At 74.6% G+C, this 18694-nt stretch carries 18 protein-coding genes; 8 read left to right on the top strand and 10 right to left on the bottom strand.

Annotated features, from left to right (window positions below; genetic code table 11):
- Positions 1 to 29: 29 nt before the first annotated feature.
- Positions 30 to 857 (top strand): LysR family substrate-binding domain-containing protein, encoded by an 828-nt coding sequence (locus AB0Q96_RS35445; protein ID WP_365332808.1) that lies wholly within the window; start codon positions 30 to 32, stop codon positions 855 to 857.
- A gap of 24 nt (positions 858 to 881) precedes the next feature.
- On the opposite strand, the gene AB0Q96_RS35450 is transcribed toward AB0Q96_RS35445, so the two are convergent.
- The gene (locus tag AB0Q96_RS35450; RefSeq protein WP_365332810.1) at positions 882 to 1709 is read right to left on the bottom strand and encodes an SDR family NAD(P)-dependent oxidoreductase; all 828 of its coding nucleotides are present in this window, start codon (positions 1707 to 1709) and stop codon (positions 882 to 884) included.
- A gap of 73 nt (positions 1710 to 1782) precedes the next feature.
- Positions 1783 to 3237 carry an MFS transporter gene (locus tag AB0Q96_RS35455; protein ID WP_365332812.1) on the bottom strand — a complete coding sequence of 485 codons (1455 nt, stop codon included), beginning with the start codon at positions 3235 to 3237 and terminating at the stop codon, positions 1783 to 1785.
- 149 nt (positions 3238 to 3386) lie between these two features.
- Between AB0Q96_RS35455 and AB0Q96_RS35460 the strand changes: the two genes are divergently transcribed.
- The gene (locus tag AB0Q96_RS35460) at positions 3387 to 3842 is read left to right on the top strand and encodes a MarR family transcriptional regulator (RefSeq protein WP_365332890.1); all 456 of its coding nucleotides are present in this window, start codon (positions 3387 to 3389) and stop codon (positions 3840 to 3842) included.
- 49 nt (positions 3843 to 3891) lie between these two features.
- On the opposite strand, the gene AB0Q96_RS35465 is transcribed toward AB0Q96_RS35460, so the two are convergent.
- On the bottom strand, positions 3892 to 5076 hold the full coding sequence (locus AB0Q96_RS35465) for a 4-hydroxybenzoate 3-monooxygenase (protein WP_365332814.1): 1185 nt from the start codon (positions 5074 to 5076) through the stop codon (positions 3892 to 3894).
- A gap of 157 nt (positions 5077 to 5233) precedes the next feature.
- Between AB0Q96_RS35465 and AB0Q96_RS35470 the strand changes: the two genes are divergently transcribed.
- Positions 5234 to 6895: an IclR family transcriptional regulator C-terminal domain-containing protein gene (locus AB0Q96_RS35470; protein ID WP_365332816.1), complete on the top strand. Its 1662-nt coding sequence runs from the start codon at positions 5234 to 5236 to the stop codon at positions 6893 to 6895.
- On the opposite strand, the gene pcaD is transcribed toward AB0Q96_RS35470, so the two are convergent.
- From pcaD to AB0Q96_RS35500, 6 genes are all read right to left on the bottom strand, one after another.
- On the bottom strand, positions 6861 to 8048 hold the full coding sequence (pcaD, locus tag AB0Q96_RS35475; RefSeq protein WP_365332817.1) for a 3-oxoadipate enol-lactonase: 1188 nt from the start codon (positions 8046 to 8048) through the stop codon (positions 6861 to 6863). The two genes, AB0Q96_RS35470 and pcaD, sit on opposite strands and share 35 nt — an antisense overlap.
- Positions 8045 to 9514, bottom strand: a complete 1470-nt coding sequence (gene pcaB, locus AB0Q96_RS35480; RefSeq protein ID WP_365332819.1) for a 3-carboxy-cis,cis-muconate cycloisomerase — start codon at positions 9512 to 9514, stop codon at positions 8045 to 8047. Before pcaB ends, pcaD begins: the two co-directional genes overlap by 4 nt.
- Positions 9511 to 10068 carry a protocatechuate 3,4-dioxygenase subunit alpha gene (pcaG, locus tag AB0Q96_RS35485; protein ID WP_365332821.1) on the bottom strand — a complete coding sequence of 186 codons (558 nt, stop codon included), beginning with the start codon at positions 10066 to 10068 and terminating at the stop codon, positions 9511 to 9513. Before pcaG ends, pcaB begins: the two co-directional genes overlap by 4 nt.
- A 3-nt stretch (positions 10069 to 10071) precedes the next feature.
- Positions 10072 to 10848, bottom strand: coding sequence for a protocatechuate 3,4-dioxygenase subunit beta (gene pcaH, locus AB0Q96_RS35490; protein ID WP_365332823.1), 777 nt, complete (start codon positions 10846 to 10848; stop codon positions 10072 to 10074).
- Between the two features lie 146 nt (positions 10849 to 10994).
- Positions 10995 to 11693: a CoA transferase subunit B gene (locus tag AB0Q96_RS35495; RefSeq protein ID WP_365332824.1), complete on the bottom strand. Its 699-nt coding sequence runs from the start codon at positions 11691 to 11693 to the stop codon at positions 10995 to 10997.
- Positions 11690 to 12478 carry a CoA transferase subunit A gene (locus AB0Q96_RS35500; protein WP_365332827.1) on the bottom strand — a complete coding sequence of 263 codons (789 nt, stop codon included), beginning with the start codon at positions 12476 to 12478 and terminating at the stop codon, positions 11690 to 11692. Before AB0Q96_RS35500 ends, AB0Q96_RS35495 begins: the two co-directional genes overlap by 4 nt.
- 193 nt (positions 12479 to 12671) lie before the next feature.
- On the opposite strand from AB0Q96_RS35500, the gene AB0Q96_RS35505 reads away from it, so the two are divergent.
- The 4 genes from AB0Q96_RS35505 (at position 12672) to AB0Q96_RS35520 (ending at position 15872) form a co-directional block, all read left to right on the top strand.
- Positions 12672 to 13133 carry a MarR family transcriptional regulator gene (locus AB0Q96_RS35505; RefSeq protein WP_365332829.1) on the top strand — a complete coding sequence of 154 codons (462 nt, stop codon included), beginning with the start codon at positions 12672 to 12674 and terminating at the stop codon, positions 13131 to 13133.
- A 239-nt stretch (positions 13134 to 13372) separates the two neighbouring features.
- The gene (locus AB0Q96_RS35510; RefSeq protein ID WP_365332831.1) at positions 13373 to 14047 is read left to right on the top strand and encodes a VanZ family protein; all 675 of its coding nucleotides are present in this window, start codon (positions 13373 to 13375) and stop codon (positions 14045 to 14047) included.
- 63 nt (positions 14048 to 14110) lie between these two features.
- Complete coding sequence (locus AB0Q96_RS35515; RefSeq protein ID WP_365332833.1) at positions 14111 to 14800, top strand: response regulator transcription factor; 690 nt, start codon at positions 14111 to 14113, stop codon at positions 14798 to 14800.
- Positions 14793 to 15872, top strand: coding sequence for a HAMP domain-containing sensor histidine kinase (locus AB0Q96_RS35520; protein WP_365332835.1), 1080 nt, complete (start codon positions 14793 to 14795; stop codon positions 15870 to 15872). Before AB0Q96_RS35515 ends, AB0Q96_RS35520 begins: the two co-directional genes overlap by 8 nt.
- Before the next feature lie 15 nt (positions 15873 to 15887).
- On the opposite strand, the gene xylB is transcribed toward AB0Q96_RS35520, so the two are convergent.
- Entirely contained in the window at positions 15888 to 17375 is a 1488-nt protein-coding gene (xylB, locus tag AB0Q96_RS35525) for a xylulokinase (protein ID WP_365332837.1), read from the bottom strand.
- 143 nt (positions 17376 to 17518) lie between these two features.
- Between xylB and xylA the strand changes: the two genes are divergently transcribed.
- The gene (xylA, locus tag AB0Q96_RS35530) at positions 17519 to 18688 is read left to right on the top strand and encodes a xylose isomerase (RefSeq protein ID WP_365332839.1); all 1170 of its coding nucleotides are present in this window, start codon (positions 17519 to 17521) and stop codon (positions 18686 to 18688) included.
- Positions 18689 to 18694 lie beyond the last annotated feature (6 nt).

Here is an 18694-nt window from a genome sequence, read left to right on the forward strand (position 1 = left end):
CCGCCGACCACGGCCGGTAATCTGGCCAGGTGACAGGCTCGGACGTATCCCACACCCCCGCTCGCCCCGCTCCCACCGCCCCCGCGGCCCCGTCCTTCCGGCTGGCGTACGTGCCGGGTGTGACGCCGTCGAAGTGGGTGGGGATCTGGAAGCAGCGCCTGCCCGACGTCCCGCTGGAGCTCCTCCAGGTGGAGGCGGCCGAGGTGGCCGGGCTGCTGCGCGAGCGGAAGGCCGACGCGGGTTTCCTGCGGCTGCCGGTCGACCGTACGGACCTGAGCGCGATCCCCCTGTACGTCGAGACGACGGTCGTGGTGGTCCCCAAGGACCACGCGCTGGCGGCGGCGGACGAGCTGGACGTCGAGGACCTCGCCGACGAGATCCTGCTGCACCCGCAGGACGACTCGCTCGACTGGGAGCGGCCGCCCGGGCGTCCCGCGTTCGAGCGCCCGGCGACCACGGCGGACGCGATCGAGCTGGTGGCGGCGGGGATCGGGCTGCTGGTGGTGCCGCAGTCGCTGGCGCGGCTGCACCACCGCAAGGACCTCACGTACCGGACGCTGAACGGGACGCCGCAGTCGCAGATCGCGCTGTCGTGGCCGGAGGAGGCCACCACCGATCTGGTGGAGGACTTCATCGGGATCGTGCGCGGCCGGACCGTGAACAGCTCGCGCGGCCGGCGACCCGACGAGAAAGCCCCGAAGGCCGCGGCGAAGCCCCGGCAGGGACAGAAGCAAGGGCAGAAGCAGGGCGGCCAGAAGCAGGGGCAGAAGCCCCAGGCCGCGGGCGGGCGGCGCAAGGCGCCCGGGGGCGCGGCTCCCAAGAGCGGGCGCTCCGGGAAGCCGCGCCGGCGGTCCTGACCGTCCGGGGCGTCGGGGTATGCCTCAGACGGCGGACCAGCCGCCGTCCACGGGCAGCACCGCGCCGTTGATGTTGCTCGCCGCGTCGGAGGCGAGGAAGACGATCGCCGCCGCCTGGGTCTCGGCCGCGGCGGGCTGCCCGACGTTGCCCATGTAGGCGCCGAGGGCCTGCGGTCCGGCGGCCTCCGGGTCGATGTCGAGGCGGATGTTGGTGAGCGTGCCGCCGGGGGCGACGGCGTTGCTGCGGATGCCGCGGTGGCGGTAGGTCACGGCGAGCGACTTGGTGAGGCCGACGATGCCGTGCTTGGCGGCCGTGTAGGCGGCGCCCGCGGCGGAACCGCGCAGCGCCGCCTCGGAGGCGGTGAAGACGACGGCGCCGCGGCCCGCGGCGAGCATGTGCGGCAGGACGGCCCTGGTCAGCAGGAACGGCGCGGTGAGGTTGATCCGCAGCAACCGCTCCCACTCGGCGTCGGTCACGTCGGCGACCGCGGACATGCTGTCCATGATCCCGGCGTTGTTGACGAGCACATCGATCGTGCCGCCGGATCCGCTGGTGCCGCCGGCGCCCTGGGCGGCGTCGGGGTGGGCGGGCGCGAGGGCGGTGGCGACCAGGCGGTCGACGACAGCCTGGTCGCTCAGGTCGCCGACGACCGGGACTGCTGTTCCGCCCGTCTCCTCGATCCGGGCGGTGACCTCGGCGGCGGACTCGGCGTTCAGGTCGGCGACGAGGACCCGGGCGCCGCGTTCGGCGAAGGCGAGGGCGGTGGCGCGGCCGATGCCGGAGCCGGCTCCGGTGACGACGACGGTGCGGCCGGCGAAGTCCTGGGAGGGCGGGGCCGGGGGCTGGGTCATGGGGGTGCTCTCTCCGTTCAAGGGCTGTTCTCTCCTCCTGGGCTGTTCTCCCCGTTCGGGGAGGCCGGGCCGGTCAGGCCGCTGTGCCGGCCGCCGGGGCGGGCTGCGGGGTCGCCGCCGGGGCGGTGAGGGGGCGTACGGGGATGAGGGCGGCGACCGCCGCGGCGGCGAGGGCCACGCCTCCGCCGATCAGCAGGGCGACGCGGAAGCCGGCCTCGGAGGGCAGGGCGTGGCCGCCGAGGTCGATGGTGAGCTGGGCGAGGACGACGCCGATGACGGCGGCCGACACGGAGCTGCCGATGGAGCGCATGAGGGTGTTGAAGCTGTTGGCGGACGCCGTCTCGGCCTGCGGCACGGCTCCCATGATGAGGGCCGGCATGGCTCCGTACGCGAGGCCGACGCCCGTGTTGCAGATGAGGGTGACGACGAGCAGGCCCCAGGTGCTGCCCATGAGGAGCAGCGAGGAGAGGTAGCCGACGGCGATGACGAGGCTGCCGACGGCGAGGGTGACCTTGGGGCCGCGGGCGGCGGACAGCTTGGCGCCGAGGGGGGAGAGCGCCATCATCATCAGGCCCGCCGGGGCCATCCACAGGCCCATGGCCATCATCGACTGGCCGAGACCGTAACCGGTCGCCTCGGGCAACTGCAGGAGCTGCGGGATGACGAGCGACTGCGCGTACATGGAGAAGCCGACGAGGATCGACGCGGCGTTGGTCATGAGGACCTGGGGCCGGGCGGTGACGCGCAGGTCGACGAGGGGGTCACGGGTCCGCAGCTCCCACCACACCCAGGTGCCCAGGACGACGGCCGCGGCGGCGAAGAGGCCGAGCGTGGTGGCGCTGCCCCAGCCCCAGACGGAGCCCTTCGACACGGCGAGGAGCAGGGCGATGAGGCCGCCGCCGAGCCCGAGGGCGCCGAGGACGTCGAAGCGGCCGGCGGCGGGGGCGATCCGGCCGGCCGGGGCGACCAGCCAGACGAGGACGCCGACGGCCAGGCTGAGGCCGGCGGCGACCCAGAACAGCACGCGCCAGCTGGCGTGCTCGGCGACGGCGGCGGAGAACGGCAGGCCGAGGGCGCCGCCGACGCCCATGGAGGCGCTCATGAGGGCGATCGAGGAGCCCAGCTTCTCGATCGGCAGGATGTCGCGCAGCAGGCTGATGCCGAGCGGCACGACGCCCATCCCGAGGCCCTGGAGCCCGCGCCCGACGATCATCGGGACCACCGAGCCGGCCAGCGCGCAGACGACGGAGCCGGCGACGAGCGGGACGGTGGAGGCGAGGAGCAGACGCCGCTTGCCGTACATGTCGCCGAGGCGTCCGGCGACGGGGGTGGCGACGGCCGAGGCGAGCAGGGTGGCGGTGATCACCCAGGAGGCGTTGGAGGCGCTGGTGTGGAGCAGCTCGGGCAGGTCGCCGATGAGGGGGACGACGAGCGTCTGCATGAGGGCGGCGACGATGCCGGCCAGGGCGAGCACGCCGACGATGCCGCCGGTGCCTCCGGGGCGGGCGGCTGGGGTGGGGGTGGACATGGGCTCTCCTCGATCGGCGCGCGGCGGGGCAGGCAGACACCCGGACCCTCAGTGTGCAAAGTACACACGATGTGCATGATGCACAACCGATGCAAGCTGCATATGCTGCCCTCATGAACGCGACGGACCCGACGGAGCCGACGGACCCCATGGACAAGCCCACGCACCTGGTCGAGTTCGAGACCATGCTCCTCGGACGCCACTCCCACCTGTACGCCCCCCGCTCGCGGGGGGCCGGCGCCCAGCTGGACCGCAGCGCGTACGTGCTGCTCAGCCGGATCCGCATGGCCGGCCCCATGTCGATCAGCCAGCTGACCGAGGCGTTCGGCCTGGACGCCTCCACCCTCAACCGGCAGACGGCCGCGATGCTCCGCGCCGGCGTCGTCGAACGCATCCCCGACCCGGACGGCGGCATCGCCCGCAAGTTCCGCATCACCGAGGAGGGCGAACGCCGCCTCGACGCCGACCGCACCTTCAACCTGGAGGGCCTGGCCCGCGTCCTGGAGCACTGGACCCCGGAGGAGGTCGCCGACTTCGCCGCCGCCCTCCAGCGCTTCAACCGCGACATCGAACGCCTCGACGGACGGCCGTGGCCCCGGCCCTGACGGGGACCCGGTGCCTGCGCCCCGGTCGGGCGGCTAGCTGCCTCGTGCCCTACAGGTCGAGCGGCAGCCCCGTGTAGTTCTCCGCGAGTTCGGCCGCCGCGTGGTGTGAGGCGGCGATCCGGTCCAGCTGGGACTGCTGGAGGCGGGTGTCGAAGGGGGACTGGGACGGGTCCGTGTGGAGGGTCGTGGTCATGAAGTACGAGAAGTGTTCGGCTCGCCAGACGCGGCGCAGGCACGTGTCGGAGTAGGAGTCGAGGAGCTCGGTCGAGCCGGTCTCCTTGAGGTGGGTGAGGGCGCGGGCGAGGACGATGACGTCGGCGGCGGCCAGGTTGAGGCCCTTCGCACCGGTCGGGGGGACGATGTGCGCCGCGTCGCCGGCGAGGAGGACGCGGCCGTAGCGCATCGGCTCGGTGACCGAACTGCGCATGGGGAGCACGGACTTCTGCGTGACGGTCCCGCGCTTGAGGCGCCAGGCGGGGTCGGCGCGGAGGGAGAGGCGGGCGTCGAGTTCGTCCCAGACGCGCTCGTCGGGCCAGTCGGCCGGGTCGGTCCCGTTGGGGACCTGGAGGTAGAGGCGGCTGACCGAGGGCGAGCGCATGCTGGCGAGGGCGAAGCCGCGCTCGGAGTGCGCGTAGATCAGCTCGTCGTACACGGGCGGCGCGTCCGCCAGGATGCCGAGCCAGGAGTACGGGTAGGTGCGCTCGTACGTGCGCCGTTCGCCCTCGGGGACGGCGGTGCGGGTGACGCCGTGGAAGCCGTCGCAGCCGACGACGTAGTCGCAGGTGAGGGTCTGCTCGCGGCCCTCGTGGGTGTAGCGGACGAGCGGCCGGTCGGTGTCGGCGCCCTCGACGGCGGTGACCTCCGCCTCGAAGAGGAGCGGGCCGCCCTCGGCGAGCTGGAGGGCGATGAGGTCCTTGACGACCTCGGTCTGCGCGTACACCCAGACCCGGCGCCCGCCGGTGAGTTCGGGGAAGTCGATGCGGGCGGCGCGCCCGTCGTGGCGCAGTTCTATGCCGTCGTGCGGGAGGCCCTCGGCGTCGAGGCGACCGCCCGCGCCCGCGGCGCGGAGGGCGTCGACGGTGGCCTGTTCGAGGATGCCGGCCCGCTGGCGCTGCTCGACGTAGGCGCGGTCGCGGCTCTCCAGGACGACGCTGTCGATGCCCGCCCGGTGGAGCAGCCGGGCCAGGAGCAGGCCGGAGGGGCCTCCGCCGATGATGCCGACGGTGGTGTGCATGGGGTCTCCTCGTCGTCGCGCTTTGTTCGCATAGTGAAGAGATCTTCACTATGCTGTGAGTGAGTGTGCGTGGGCCCGGTGCCGGTGTCAACGGCCCGCCGCGCCCCGCCGCAGTCGTGTTCACTACGGTGGACCGAAGATCCACGACGGAGACCGCATGCCACCGACGCACGACCCGAGCTCAGCCGCGCCGCCCGAGGCCGTCACCCCGCTGCTGCGCGGGGCCGACGTGCTGCGCCGCCTCACCGACGCCGGCGGGCGGATGCCGGTGGGCGAGCTGGAGCGGGCCGCCGGGCTCGCGCGGTCCACGGTCGACCGGATCACCGCGACGCTGTCCCGCATGGGGTACGTACGGGTCGAGGGACGGGACGTCGTCCTCGCGCCCCGCCTGCTCGAACTCGGCAACGCCTACCTCGCCTCCGTACGCCTGCCGGACCTGCTCGGCGGCCTGGCCGACGGGCTCGCCGACGCGCTGGACGAGTCGGTGTCACTGGCGGTGGCGGACGGGGACGGCATCCGGTTCGTGCACCAGGCGACCCGGCGGCGGGCGATGTCCGTGAGCTTCCGCATCGGCGATCTGCTGCCCGCCGAACGCACCGCGCCCGGGGCGTTGTTCGCCTCCGAGTGGAACGACGGCGTGTGGGCGCGGTGGCGGGAGCGGCGGGCCGTCGATCCCGGGGAGCTGGGGTTCCCCGCCGTGCCCCGGGGGACGGCGGGGTCCGGTGACTTCGAACGGCGGGTCGAGGAGGCGAGGGAGCGCGGCTGGGCCGTCGACGACCAGTTGATCGAACCCGGGCTCGTGGCGCTCTCGGTGCCGGTGCGCGGGCCGGCGGGGCGGATCGTGTGCGTGCTGAGCGCCGTCAGCCACAGCAGTCGGCACGACGCCGGCTCGCTGCCCGAGGTGCTGCTGCCCCGGCTGCGGGAGGCCGCCGCCGGGATGGAGCGGGTGCTGCGGGAGGCGCCCCCCGCACCGCCGGCGGCTCCGGCCGCGGCGGCCGGGCTCGCCTCCTGGACCGGGGCGTCCAAGCAGGAGCTGGGGCGGGAGTTCGTCGAGTCGCTGGCGCGCGGGCTGACCGTGCTGACCGCGTTCGGCGAGGGCCGGGAGACGCTGCCCCTGACGGCGGTCGCCGAGGCGACCGGCCTCGCCCGGGCCACCGCGCGGCGGGCGCTCATCACGCTGGAGCACCTGGGCTGCGTGGCGGTGGACGGGCGGGCGTTCCGGCTCACGCCGAGGGTGCTGTCGCTGGGCTTCCCGCCGCTGTCGCGGACCACGCTCACCCGGATCGCCCAGCCGCACCTCGCCGAGCTCGCCGCGCGGGTGCGCGAGTCGACCTCGCTGGCGGTGCTCGTGGGCGACGAGGTCCAGTACACGGGCCGGGTCGAGACCAGCCGCATCATGAACGTCCACATCACCATCGGCACGCGCTTCCCCGCGTACGCCACCTCCATGGGCCGGGTCCTGCTCGCCGGGCTCGCCCCCGAGGCACGCGCGGAGCTCCTCGCGCGCACCGAGCCGGCCGCCCTCACCCCGTACACGGTGACCGGCCGCGCCGAGCTCGCCGCCCTCCTGGAGGAGGTGGGGCGACAGGGGTACGCGCTGGTCGACGAGGAGCTGGAGGTCGGTCTGCGGTCGATCGCCCTGCCGGTGCGCGACCGGGCGGGCCGGGTCGTCGCGGCGGTCAACGTGGCCCTGCACAGCGCCCGCAGGTCGCGCGAGGAGTGCGTGGCCGACGTGCTGCCGGAGCTGGCGCGGGCGATCGACGGCATCGAGGCGGACCTGCACGTCACGGAGCGGTTCGCCCGGGTTCCGGCGTACTGAGGTCTCCCTTCGATGCCTCCGGTTCCCCCTGTTCTTCCAGTTCCTGCAGTACGCGCTGGGCGACGGCGAAGGCCGCGTTCGCCGCGGGGACGCCGCAGTAGACGCCGGCCTGGAGCAGGGCGGCGGCGATCTCGTCGGGGGTGAGGCCGTTGCGGCGGGCGGCGCGCACGTGCAGGGCGAGTTCCTCGTGGTGGCCGTGGGCGACCAGGGCGGTGAGGGTGACCAGGCTCCGTTCGCGGCGGGAGAGGGTGGGGTCGGTCCAGATCTCGCCCCAGGCGTAGCGAGAGATGAAGTCCTGGAAGCGGGCGGTGAACGGGGTCTGCCGCGCCTGGGCCCGGTCGACGTGCGCGTCGCCGAGCACCTCCCGGCGCACCTTCATGCCGCTCCGCGCGGACGTACCGGCGAAGTGGGCGCGCAGGACGGCGAGGACGGCCTCGGGCCGTTCGGCCGGGGCCAGGTGCGAGGCGCCGGGCAGTTCGGTGAGGGCCGCGCCGGGGACGGCGTCGGCGATCTCGCGCAGATGGGCGGGCGGGGTGGCCGGGTCCTCGCGGCCGGCGACCAGGAGGGTGGGCGCCGTGATGTCGGCCAGGCGTTCGCGCAGGTCGAAGGCGGCGAGGGCGTCGCAGCAGGCCGCGTAGGCGGCGGGGTCGGCGGCCAGGTGGTCCGCGACCAGGCGCGGCACGGTGAACCCCGGTGTGAACCAGCGGGCGTCGGCCGTCGCCGCCAGCTCCGCCAGGCCCTCGCGGCGGACGGTGGCCGCGCGCGCCTCCCAGGGGGCGGCTCCGCCGAAGTGGGCGGAGGAGCAGAGGACCGCGAGGCGTTCGATCCGCTCCGGGTGGTGGGCGGCGAGGTGCAGTCCGACCGCGCCGCCGAGGGAGACCCCGGCGTACGAGAAGCGGTCGGCGCCCAGCGCGTCGGCGAGGTCGAGGACGAGGCGGGCCAGGTCGGCGACGGTCGCCCCGGGTCCGATCAGCCCGGCGGGTGAGCGGCCGTGGCCCGGCAGGTCCCAGCGGACGACCCGGTGGGTGAGGGAGAGTTCCGGGGCGACGGCGTCCCACAGGGCGGTGGAGGTGCCGAGCGAGGGCCCGAGGATCAGGACGGGCGCGCCGGCCGGGCCCTCGGCACGGTGGTACAGGCTCGTGGTGGGGGTCAACGTCGCTCCAGGGCACGGTCGGTGAGGTGTCCGGCCAGGCCGGTGGCACGGGTGGGATCGGTGAGCTCGGCCAGGTCGAGCCCGGCCAGTTCCGGCAGGTCGGCGGCCGCCTCGGCGAGGAGTGCGGCGAGGCTGCGGCCCTCGGTGCGGGTGCGGGCGGCGAGTCCGGTCAGCAGCGCGCGGGCCCGGGCCCGTCCGAGGAGCGGGGCGAGGACGACGGAGAGCCGTTCGGAGACGAGCAGTCCGCCGGTGAGGTCGAGGTGGGCGCGCATCGCCGCCGCGTCGACGCGGAGTCCCTCGGTGAGGGCGGCGGTGTGGTGGGCGGCGCCGCCGGTGAGGCGCAGCAGTTCGCGCAGCGGCTCCCATTCGGCGTGCCAGGCACCCGCGGGCCGCTCGTCCTCGGCGGGCAGGCAGGCGTAGAGGCTCGCCGCGAGGTGCGGGGAACGGCGGGCCGCCGAGGCGACGAGCGTCGCGCGGACGGGGTTCGCCTTGTGCGGCATGGCGGAGGAGCCGCCGCCCGCGCCCTCGGCGAGCTCGGCGGTCTCGGTGCGGGAGAGGGTGAGCACATCGGCGGCGATCTTGCCCAGCGCACCGGTGGCGAGGGCGAGCGCACCCGCGAGGTCGGCGACCGGGGTGCGCAGGGTGTGCCACGGGATGAGCGGCGCGGCGAGCCCGAGCTCGCGGGCGTACGCGGCGGGCAGCGCGGCCGCGTACGCGGCGCCGTTGTCGCTCCCGTCGTCGTTCCCGTCGCGGCTCCCGTCGACGCTCCCGTTGTCGCCTCCGCCGTCGCCTCCGCCGTCGCTTCCGCTGTCGCCTCCGCTGTCGACGAAAGCCGCCAAGGTTCCCGCCGCGCCGCCGAGTTGGGCCGGCAGCCGGTCCCGTACCGCGAGCAGGCGGTCCCGCGCGTCGAGGACGAGCGAGCGCCAGCCGGCGGCCTTGAGGCCGAAGGTGGTGGGGACGGCGTGTTGGGTGAGCGTACGGCCGGGCATCGGTGTGTCGCGGTGCGCGGCGGCGAGGGCGGCCAGCGCCGTCTCCGTACGGTCGAGATCCGCGAGGACCTCGCCGAGGGTGCGCGCGGCGACCAGCATGGCGGCCGTGTCCAGGATGTCCTGGCTGGTCGCGCCCCGGTGCACGGACGCGCCCCACTCCCCTGCCGCCGCGGTGAGGTCCGCGACGAGGGGGATCACAGGGTTGCCCCCGGCGCGGGCGCGCAGGGCGATCGAGCGGACGTCGAAGCGGTACGGGTCGGCCGCCGCGTCCGTGACCGCCCGCGCGGCCTCGGCGGGCGCCGCGCCGAGGGTGGCCTGGGCGCGGACGAGGGCGGCTTCGGCGTCCAGGAGGGCCCGCAGGAACGCGGTGTCGCCGGTCGCGGCCTCGGCGGGCGAGCCCGCCCGTACGGGATCGAGAAGCCCGGTGTCGAGGTCGGCCGGGTCGGTGGCGGCCGCGGGCCCGGTCTCGCCGGTCACGGGAACTCCAGGAAGACCGTCTCGCCCTCGCCTTGGAGGCGGATGTCGAAGCGGTGGGTGCGGTGGGGTTCCTCGGTGGCGACGAGGGTGGCGCGCCGGTCGGCCGGGAGGCGGTCGAGCAGCGGGTCGGGGCCGTCGGCGAGGTAGGCGCGGGTGTGGAGGTGGTGCAGGAGGCCGCGGGCGAACACGACGACGGCGACGTGGGGTTGGCCGGGGTTGCCGGGTGCCAGGGTGTGCACGGCGTAGTGTCCGTCGGCGTCGGTGGCGACGCGCCCGAAGCCGGTGAAGTCCGTGCCGTTGCGGCCGAGGAACCCGCCGGTGACCGGGTCCCGGCGCAGCGATCCCGGCGCGCCCGTGAGGGAGCCGTCGGGGGCGGCCTGCCAGAACTCCAGGAGCGCGTCGGGGACGGGCTCGCCCGCGCCGTCGAGGACGTACCCGTGGAGGGTGATGCGGTCGGGGTGGCCCTCGGGCGCGATGCGTTCGCCGCCGGGGAAGGGCAGGGCGTAGCCGTAGAAGGGTCCGACGGTGCTGGAGGGGGTGAGCGGCAGGGGCATGGGTCAGCGTCCTTCCTCGGTCCAGGTGGCGGCGGGTCCGTCGAGGACGATGTCCCAGGCGTAGCCGAGCGAGAACTCCGGCTCGGACAGGCCGTGTTCGTAGCGGGCGACGAGCCGCTCGCGCGCGGCGCCGTCGGTGACCGAGCGCATGATCGGGTCGAGCGCGAGGAGCGGGTCCCCGGGGAAGTACATCTGGGTGACGAGCCGCTGCGTGAACGCCGTGCCGAAGACCGAGAAGTGGATGTGGGCGGGGCGCCAGGCGTTGGTGTGGTTGCGCCAGGGGTAGGCGCCGGGCTTGATGGTGGTGAAGGCGTACCGGCCCTGATCGTCCGTCAGGGTGCGTCCCACGCCGGTGAAATGGGGGTCCAGCGGGGCGGGGTGCTGGTCCCGGAGGTGGGCGTACCGGCCGGAGGCGTTGGCCTGCCAGATCTCGACCAGCTGGCCGCGCACGGGGCGGCCCTCGCGGTCCAGAAGACGCCCGGACACGGTGATCCGCTCACCGAGGGGCTCGCCGGTGGGCGCGCGGGTGAGGTCGCTGTCGGTCTCGGTGACGTCGGTGACCCCGAAGACGGGACCGGTCAGCTCGACGGCCTCGGGGTCCCCCACTCCGCCCACCGCCACGAGCGGCTGCCGCGGATGACGCAGGAGGGAGCTGCGGTACGGGGCGTAGTCGCGCGGCGGGTGATGGCGGGGCGCGCTGCCAGAGGCGAGGGCCTTGTCGTAGGCGTCCTGGTGGGCACCTATCTCGGCGTCTATGTGCGCCTGGGTGAGGTCGGCCATGGAGGCTCCTGGGGTGATGGGGCGGGGTAGGCGGGAGGGGGTGGGGTGGGGTGGGGGTGGACACGTGTGGACGGCGGGGCCGGCCGGGCGGGCGCGGACGGGCTGCGCGACCTGGCGGGTGCGGACGGCGGGGCCGGCCCGGCGCGTCAGCGCCCGGGCGTGGGGCCGGACGTAGGCCCAGCCTCACCCGGACCCGCAGCCCCGGATCCCGGATCCGGTACCCGTACCGCCGCCGCCGTCCGCTCCGCCACCTCCTGCGGGGTCACTCCCGGGGCCGTCTCGACGAGGACGAGGCCCGTGTCCGTGACGTCGAGGACGCAGAGGTCGGTGACGATGCGGTCGACGCAGCCGCGGCCGGTGAGCGGCAGGTCGCACTCCTCGACGATCTTCGGGGAGCCGTCCTTGGCGGTGTGGGTCATGACCACGATGACCGTGCGGGCGCCGTGGACGAGGTCCATCGCGCCGCCGATGCCGGTGATCATGCGGCCGGGGACGGCCCAGTTGGCGAGGTCGCCGCGGGCGGAGACCTGCATGGCGCCGAGGACGGCGACGTCGATGTGGCCGCCCCGGATCATGCCGAAGGAGAGAGCGGAGTCGAAGTAGGAGGCGCCGGGCAGGACGGTGACGGTCTCCTTGCCCGCGTTGATGAGGTCGGGGTCGACCTGGTCCTCGGTGGGGTAGGGGCCGGTGCCGAGGATGCCGTTCTCGGATTCGAGGACGACCTCGACCCCGGCGGGGAGGTGGTTGGGGATGAGCGTCGGCAGGCCGATGCCGAGGTTGACGTACTGTCCGTCGCGCAGTTCGCGGGCGGCTCGGGCGGCCATCTGCTCACGGTTCCAGGTCATGCCGGGGTCTGCTCCGTCTCTCGTGCCGCGGGTGCGGAGATCGTGCGCCGTTCTATGCCCTTCGCGGCGGCCTGGGCGGGGGTGAGGGCGACGACGCGCTGGACGAAGACGCCCGGCAGGTGGACGTGGTCGGGGTCGAGGGCGCCGGGTTCGACCAGCTCCTCGACCTCCGCGACGGTGATCCGGCCGGCCATCGCGGCGAGCGGGTTGAAGTTGCGGGCGGAGGCGTGGAAGACGAGGTTGCCGTGCCGGTCGCCCTTGGCGGCGCGGACGAGGGCGAAGTCGGTGCGGATGGCGTGTTCGAGGACGTACGGGACGCCGTCGAACTCCCGGACCTCCTTCGCCGGGGAGGCGAGCGCGACGCCGCCCGCACCGTCGTAGCGCCAGGGCAGTCCCCCGTCGGCGACCTGCGTGCCGACGCCGGCGGGGGTGTAGAAGGCGGGGATGCCGCAGCCGCCGGCCCGCAGGCGTTCGGCGAGGGTGCCCTGCGGGATCAGCTCGACCTCCAGTTCGCCGGCGAGGTACTGGCGGGCGAACTCCTTGTTGGCGCCGATGTACGAGCCGGTGACGCGGGCGATGCGGCCGGCGGCGAGCAGGACCGCGAGGCCGGAGTCCATGGCGCCGCAGTTGTTGGAGACGACGCCGATGCGGCCGACGCCGCGTTCGTGGAGCGCCTGGATGAGGACGTTCGGTACGCCGCTGAGGCCGAAGCCGCCCACGGCGAGCGTCGCCCCGTCCGGGACGTCGGCCACCGCTTCCGCGGCGGTGGCGACCACCTTGTCCATGGGGAAGCCTTTCGTTTCGGTCCGAGCGAAATGAAGGGGAACACGCCTCGCAGATTTAGTCAGTGCACTGAGCATCTGTGGCGACCGGGCCATGCTGACAGCCGTCCGCCCGCTCGTCAACGGGTGTTTACGCCGCACCTGACGGTCGGGGTATCGTTCCGTGCACCGACGAAACGGCAGCAGGAGGCGCACCATGGCCGCGGTCGACCTGACCACGCATCCCGGGCATCTCGCCCGGCGGCTCCAGCAGGCGCACCACCTGCTCTGGACGACCATGGTCTCGGAGGAGATCACCTCCCCCCAGTTCGGCGTGCTCAACGCCCTGCTGGCCGAACCCGGCCTGGATCAGCGGACCCTGGGCGAACGCGTGGGCCTCGACCGTTCGACCATCGCGGAGGTCGTGAGCCGGCTGACCCGCCGCGGGCTGCTCGACAAGGTGCGCGACCCGGACGACGGACGCCGCTCCCTGCTCCGCCTCACCGAGGACGGCGAGCGCACGCACCGGAAGCTGACCGTGCGCACGGCCCGCATGAACCAGGTCTTCCTCGCCCCCCTCTCCCCCCAGGAGCAGACGGACTTCCTCGCCCTGCTCCGTCGCGTCTCGGACGCCGCCGAACAACTGCGCAGCCCGGCGGAGCCGGTCGCCGCGCCGTGAAGCGGAGCGGAGACGGAGGTGGAGGCCGTGTATCGCGAGCGTATGGAGAAGCGCATACGCCGCCGGAACGGCCTCCCGGCTCTCATGGGCGCATGATCCCCGACGTCTCCTCGTCCGCACCGGACACACCAGTACACACACCGGTACGCACACCCGCACACACACTCGTACACACACCGGCCCCCACACCGGCAACCCCCGTCACACCCCCCGCACCGCCCCACCGCGCGCGCAGGATCGTGCTCCGCGGCCTGGCGGTCCTCGGCGTGGCGGGCGTCCTGTTCGGCATCCGGCGGCCCCTCCTGATGTCCGCCCCCGCGTGCCTGGCCGGGCGGTGGCACGGCTGTTACGACACGTTCAACGGCACGGTGCTCATGACGCTCGTCGCTCTGCCGCCGGCGGGGCTGGTCGCGTGGTTCCTGGCACGTCGGCGGCGCGCGGCCGGTGTCGTCGGGGCGGGGCGGCTTTCGCTGGCCGAGGTGGGCATGGTGGTCGGCACGGTGCCATTCGTGTGGATGACGATGATGCCGGGCGCCGGGGCGGGCACGGTTCCCGCCCGGGTGAGCCTGGTGCCGCTGCGGGACCTGGTCACGATGGGCACGCTCGGGATCGCCGGAAACCTGCTGGTCTTCGCGGCGCTGGGGTTCTTCGCCCCCGTGCGGTGGGCGGCGATGGCGTCGGCGCCGCGCGTCCTGGCGCTCGGCGCGGCCTGCTCGGTGCTGGTGGAGACGGCCCAGTACGCGCTGCGGCTCGACCGGGTGTCCTCCGTGGACGACGTCCTGGTCAACGCCGTCGGCGCCGCGCTGGCCGGGCTGGCGTCCCGCCGCTGGTGGCGCGGCGCCTCGCCGGCACCGTCGGCCCGGGCACACGGCGAGAGCCGCCGGTATCCGGACGACTCCACGGCAGCGTCGTAGAGGCCCCCGAGGCCCCGCGGGGCCCATACGTCGACGATAGGGCGCGTTCCCTACGCTTCGGGGATGCGTGTACTGATCGTGGAGGACGAGCCCTATCTGGCCGAGGCCGTACGTGACGGGCTCCGGCTGGAGGCGATCGCCGCCGACATCGCCGGCGACGGCGACTCCGCCCTGGAGCTGCTCGGCGTCCACGCGTACGACCTAGCCGTCCTGGACCGCGACATCCCCGGCCCCTCCGGCGACGAGGTCGCCCGGCGCATCGTCGCCTCCGGGAGCGGCATCCCGATCCTCATGCTGACGGCGGCCGACCGGATCGACGACAAGGAGTCCGGGTTCGCTCTCGGCGCCGACGACTACCTGACCAAGCCGTTCGAGCTGCGGGAGCTGGTCATGCGGCTCCGCGCGCTCGACCGCAGGCGCTGGCACGCCCGGCCGCCGGTCCGTGAGATCGCGGGTCTGCGGCTCGATCCGTTCCGCCGCGAGGTGTTCCGCGACGGGCGGTACGTCGCGCTGACCCGTAAGCAGTTCGCGGTGCTCGACGTCCTCGTCGGGGCCGAGGGCGGTGTCGTGAGCGCCGAGGAGCTCCTGGAACGCGCCTGGGACGCGCACACCGACCCCTTCACCAACGCCGTACGGATCACCGTGTCCGCGTTGCGCAAACGGCTCGGCGAACCCTGGGTCATCGCGACGGTGCCGGGCGTCGGCTACCGCATCGACAGCGGCAGCTCCCTCCCCCACGCTCCCCGTGCCTAGGCGCCCCGGGCCGAGCGCCCGGCTCAAACTCACCCTCAGCTACGCGGGGTTCCTCGCCGTCGCCGGTGCGCTCCTGCTCGCCGTGGTGTGGGGCTTCCTGCTGCGGTACGTCCCCGTCACCTCCCAGGGGCTGCTGGGGATCTCGCCGAACCGCTACCTCCTTGTGCGCGTCTTCGCCCCCGCCGCGGCCGTGGCGATGGCCTTCCTCCTCGTCTTCGGGCTGGTCGGGGGGTGGGTCCTGGCCGGGCGGATGCTCGCGCCGCTCGGGCGGATCGCCGGTGCGGCGCGGCTCGCCGGGGGCGGGTCGCTGTCCCACCGGATCCGGATGGGCGGCCGCGGGGACGAGTTCCGCGAACTCTCCGACGCGTTCGACACGATGCTGGAACGGCTGGAGTCGCACGTCGCCGAGCAGCGCAGGTTCGCGGCCAACGCCTCCCACGAGCTCCGCACCCCGCTGGCCATCTCGCAGGCGCTGCTCGACGTCGCCCACCAGGACCCCACGCGGGACCGCGACGAACTCCTCGCCCGCCTCCGGACCGTCAACACCCGCGCGATCGACCTCACCGAGGCCCTGCTGCTCCTCGGCCGCAGCGACCGCGCGGCCTTCACCCGCGCGAGCGTCGACCTCTCGCTCCTCGCCGAGGAGGCCGCGGAGACCCTGCTGCCGCTCGCCGAGCGGCGCCGGATCACCCTCGACGTCGGCGGCGGGGCGGCGCGGGCCGACGGCTCCGAGGAACTGCTGCTGCGGATGGTGACGAACCTCGTCCAGAACGCCATCGTCCACAACCTGCCCGACGGCGGCACGGTGACCGTCCACACCGAGACGCGCGGCGGCACGAGCCTGGTGCGGGTCGTGAACACGGGCCCGCCGGTCCCGCCGGACCTGGTGCCGACCCTCGTCGAACCCTTCCAGCGCGGCACCGAGCGGGTCCGCACCGACGAGCACGCGGGCGTCGGCCTCGGTCTCGCCCTCGTCCACAGCGTCGTCCGCGCCCACGACGGGACCCTCGCCCTGACGCCCCGCCCGGCCGGTGGCCTTGAGGCGACGGTCCGGCTGCCCTCCCTCCCGTGACAGGCACCTGGGGGATCAGGCCAGGAGCGTAGGGGCCGCCCGGTCGAGGACTCCCTCGATCCGGGCCCATGTCTCCTCGTCCCGGGCCACCGGTGCGAGGGTCCGACCCTCGCCCGTCCCCCAGGCGGCGGCGAGCGCCACCGGGTCCGTTCCGGTCGCCGCGGCGGCTGCGAGGGCGGCGGCGCCGAGGGCGACGAGTTCGGTGGCGGCGGGGACGACGAGGGCGCGTCCGGAGAGCCGGCGCACCGTCTCGGTCCAGGCCCGGCCGCGCGCGCCGCCGCCGATCAGCCGCAGGGGACGGTCCCGTACGGCCGGTTCCGCGGGGTCGAGGCCGCAGGCGGCGAGCAGGTCGTCGAGGGCGCGCAGCACGGTGAACACGGCGCCCTCGTAGGCGGCGCCGAGCAGGGCGGACGGGGTGGTCGCGTGCGTCAGGCCGGTGAGGAGTCCGGTGGCGCGGGGCAGGTCGGGGGTGCGTTCGCCGTCGAGGTACGGCAGGAGGACGAGGCCGTCGCCGGGCCGGGCGTCCTCGCGGTCGAGGCCGAGGAGGCCGGCGATCCGGTCGATCGCCAGCGTGCAGTTCAGGGTGCAGGCGAGCGGCAGGCGGGTGCCGTCGGTCGCGGCGAAACCGGAGATGCCCGGTCCGGCCGGGCGGGCGCGGGTGGCGGCGAAGACCGTGCCCGAGGTGCCGAGGCTGACGACCGGGTGGTCGAGGAGACCGCCGGCGCCGAGCCCGAGGCCGACGGCCGCGGCCATGTTGTCGCCCGTGCCGGCGGCGACGACGGTGCCCCGCGGCAGGCCGAGGGCGTCGGCGGCGGCGCGGGTCAGGGTGCCGACGCGGGTGCCGCCGGTCGGGGCGACGGCCGGCAGCAGCGCGGGGTCCAGGCCGAGGAGGTCGAGGATGTCGGGGTCGTAGGAGGCGGGTCCGGTGACGAGATCCGTGGCGTACCACCCGGTGCCCGAGGCGTCGCCGGGGTCGGTGACCGCCTCCCCGCACAGGCGCTCGGTGAGGAAGTCGTGCGGGAGGCGGACGGCCGCGGCACGGGCGGCGGTGGCGGGTTCACGGTCGCGCAGCCACTGCCATTTGGTGGCCGTCACGGCGGCGACGGGGACGGAGCCGGTGCGGGCGAGCCAGGGGGCGGGGCCGCCGAGCGCGGCGGTGAGGGCGGTGGCCTGGGGTGCGGAGCGGGTGTCGTTCCAGAGGAGGGCGGGGCGCAGCGGGCGGCCCTCGGCGTCCAGGGTGACGAGGCCGTGCTGCTGTCCCGCCACGGCGAGGGCGGTGACGGCGGCGGGCGGTACGGCGGCCTCCTTCAGGGCCGCCGCGACGGCTCGGCCGAGGGCGGTCCACCAGACTTCCGGGTCGCTCTCGCGGGCCCCTCCGGTGCCGGTGACGGTGTGCGGCGCGCGGCCGACGCCGAGCAGGGCGCCGGTCCCGGCGTCGACGACCACGGCCTTGGTGGACTGGGTGGAGCTGTCGACACCGATCACCACCGGGCGTTCCGGCATGACCGTTCCTCCTTCCGGTTCTGCGCGTCGCGCGTCCGCGCGTCGCGTGTGCGGGCCGGCCGGCACTGGCGCCCGGGCCCTCCCGACGGTATTAGTTATCTCAGAAAACAAATCTGGCGGCCAGCCTCGCGAAGGAGCCGGACATGCCGCAGGACCTTCTTCCCACGCCCGACGACCGCTTCACCTTCGGTCTGTGGACCGTCGGCTGGCAGGGGCGCGATCCGTTCGGGGACGCGACCCGCCCCGCCCTGGACCCGGTCGAGTCGGTGGAGCGGCTCGCCGCCCTCGGCGCGTACGGCGTCACCTTCCACGACGACGACCTCGTTCCGTTCGGAGCGGAGGAGACCGAGCGGGCGACGGCCGTCAAGCGCTTCCGCGCCGCGCTCGACCGCACGGGCCTCAAGGTGCCCATGGCCACCACCAACCTCTTCACGCACCCCGTCTTCAAGGACGGCGCCTTCACCGCCAACGACCGGGACGTGCGCCGCTTCGCCCTGCGCAAGACGATCCGCAACATCGACCTCGCCGTGGAGCTCGGCGCCTCGGTGTACGTGGCGTGGGGCGGCCGGGAGGGCGCCGAGTCGGGCGCCGCCAAGGACGTGCGCGTGGCGCTCGACCGGATGAAGGAGGCCTTCGACCTGCTGGGCCAGTACGTCACCGAGCAGGGGTACGCGCTCCGCTTCGCCGTCGAGCCCAAGCCGAACGAGCCGCGCGGGGACATCCTGCTCCCGACGATCGGCCACGCACTCGCCTTCATCGAGCGTCTGGAGCGTCCCGAACTCGTGGGCGTCAACCCGGAGACGGGCCACGAGCAGATGGCGGGGCTCAACTTCCCGCACGGCATCGCGCAGGCACTGTGGGCCGGCAAGCTGTTCCACATCGACCTCAACGGCCAGTCCGGCATCAAGTACGACCAGGACCTGCGCTTCGGCGCGGGCGATCTGCGCCAGGCGTTCTGGCTGGTCGACCTCCTGGAGACGGCCGGCTACCCGGGCCCGCGCCACTTCGACTTCAAGCCGGTGCGCACCGACGGCTTCGACGGCGTCTGGGAGGCCGCGAAGAACTGCATGCGCAACTACCTGATCCTCAAGGAACGCGCCGCCGCCTTCCGCGCCGACCCGGAGGTCCGGGCCGCGCTCGCCGCCTCCCGGCTCCACGAACTCGCCGTGCCCACCGCCGCCGACGGCCTCAAGGGCCTGCTCGCCGACCCCACCGCGTACGAGACCTTCGACGCGGCCGCGGTCGCCGAGCGTTCGATGGCCTTCGAGCTGCTCGACCAGCTCGCCCTCGAGCATCTGCTCGGGGTGCGCTGACCGGGC

It is taken from the genome of Streptomyces sp. NPDC093111, from assembly GCF_040683955.1.
GTDB lineage: Bacteria > Actinomycetota > Actinomycetes > Streptomycetales > Streptomycetaceae > Streptomyces.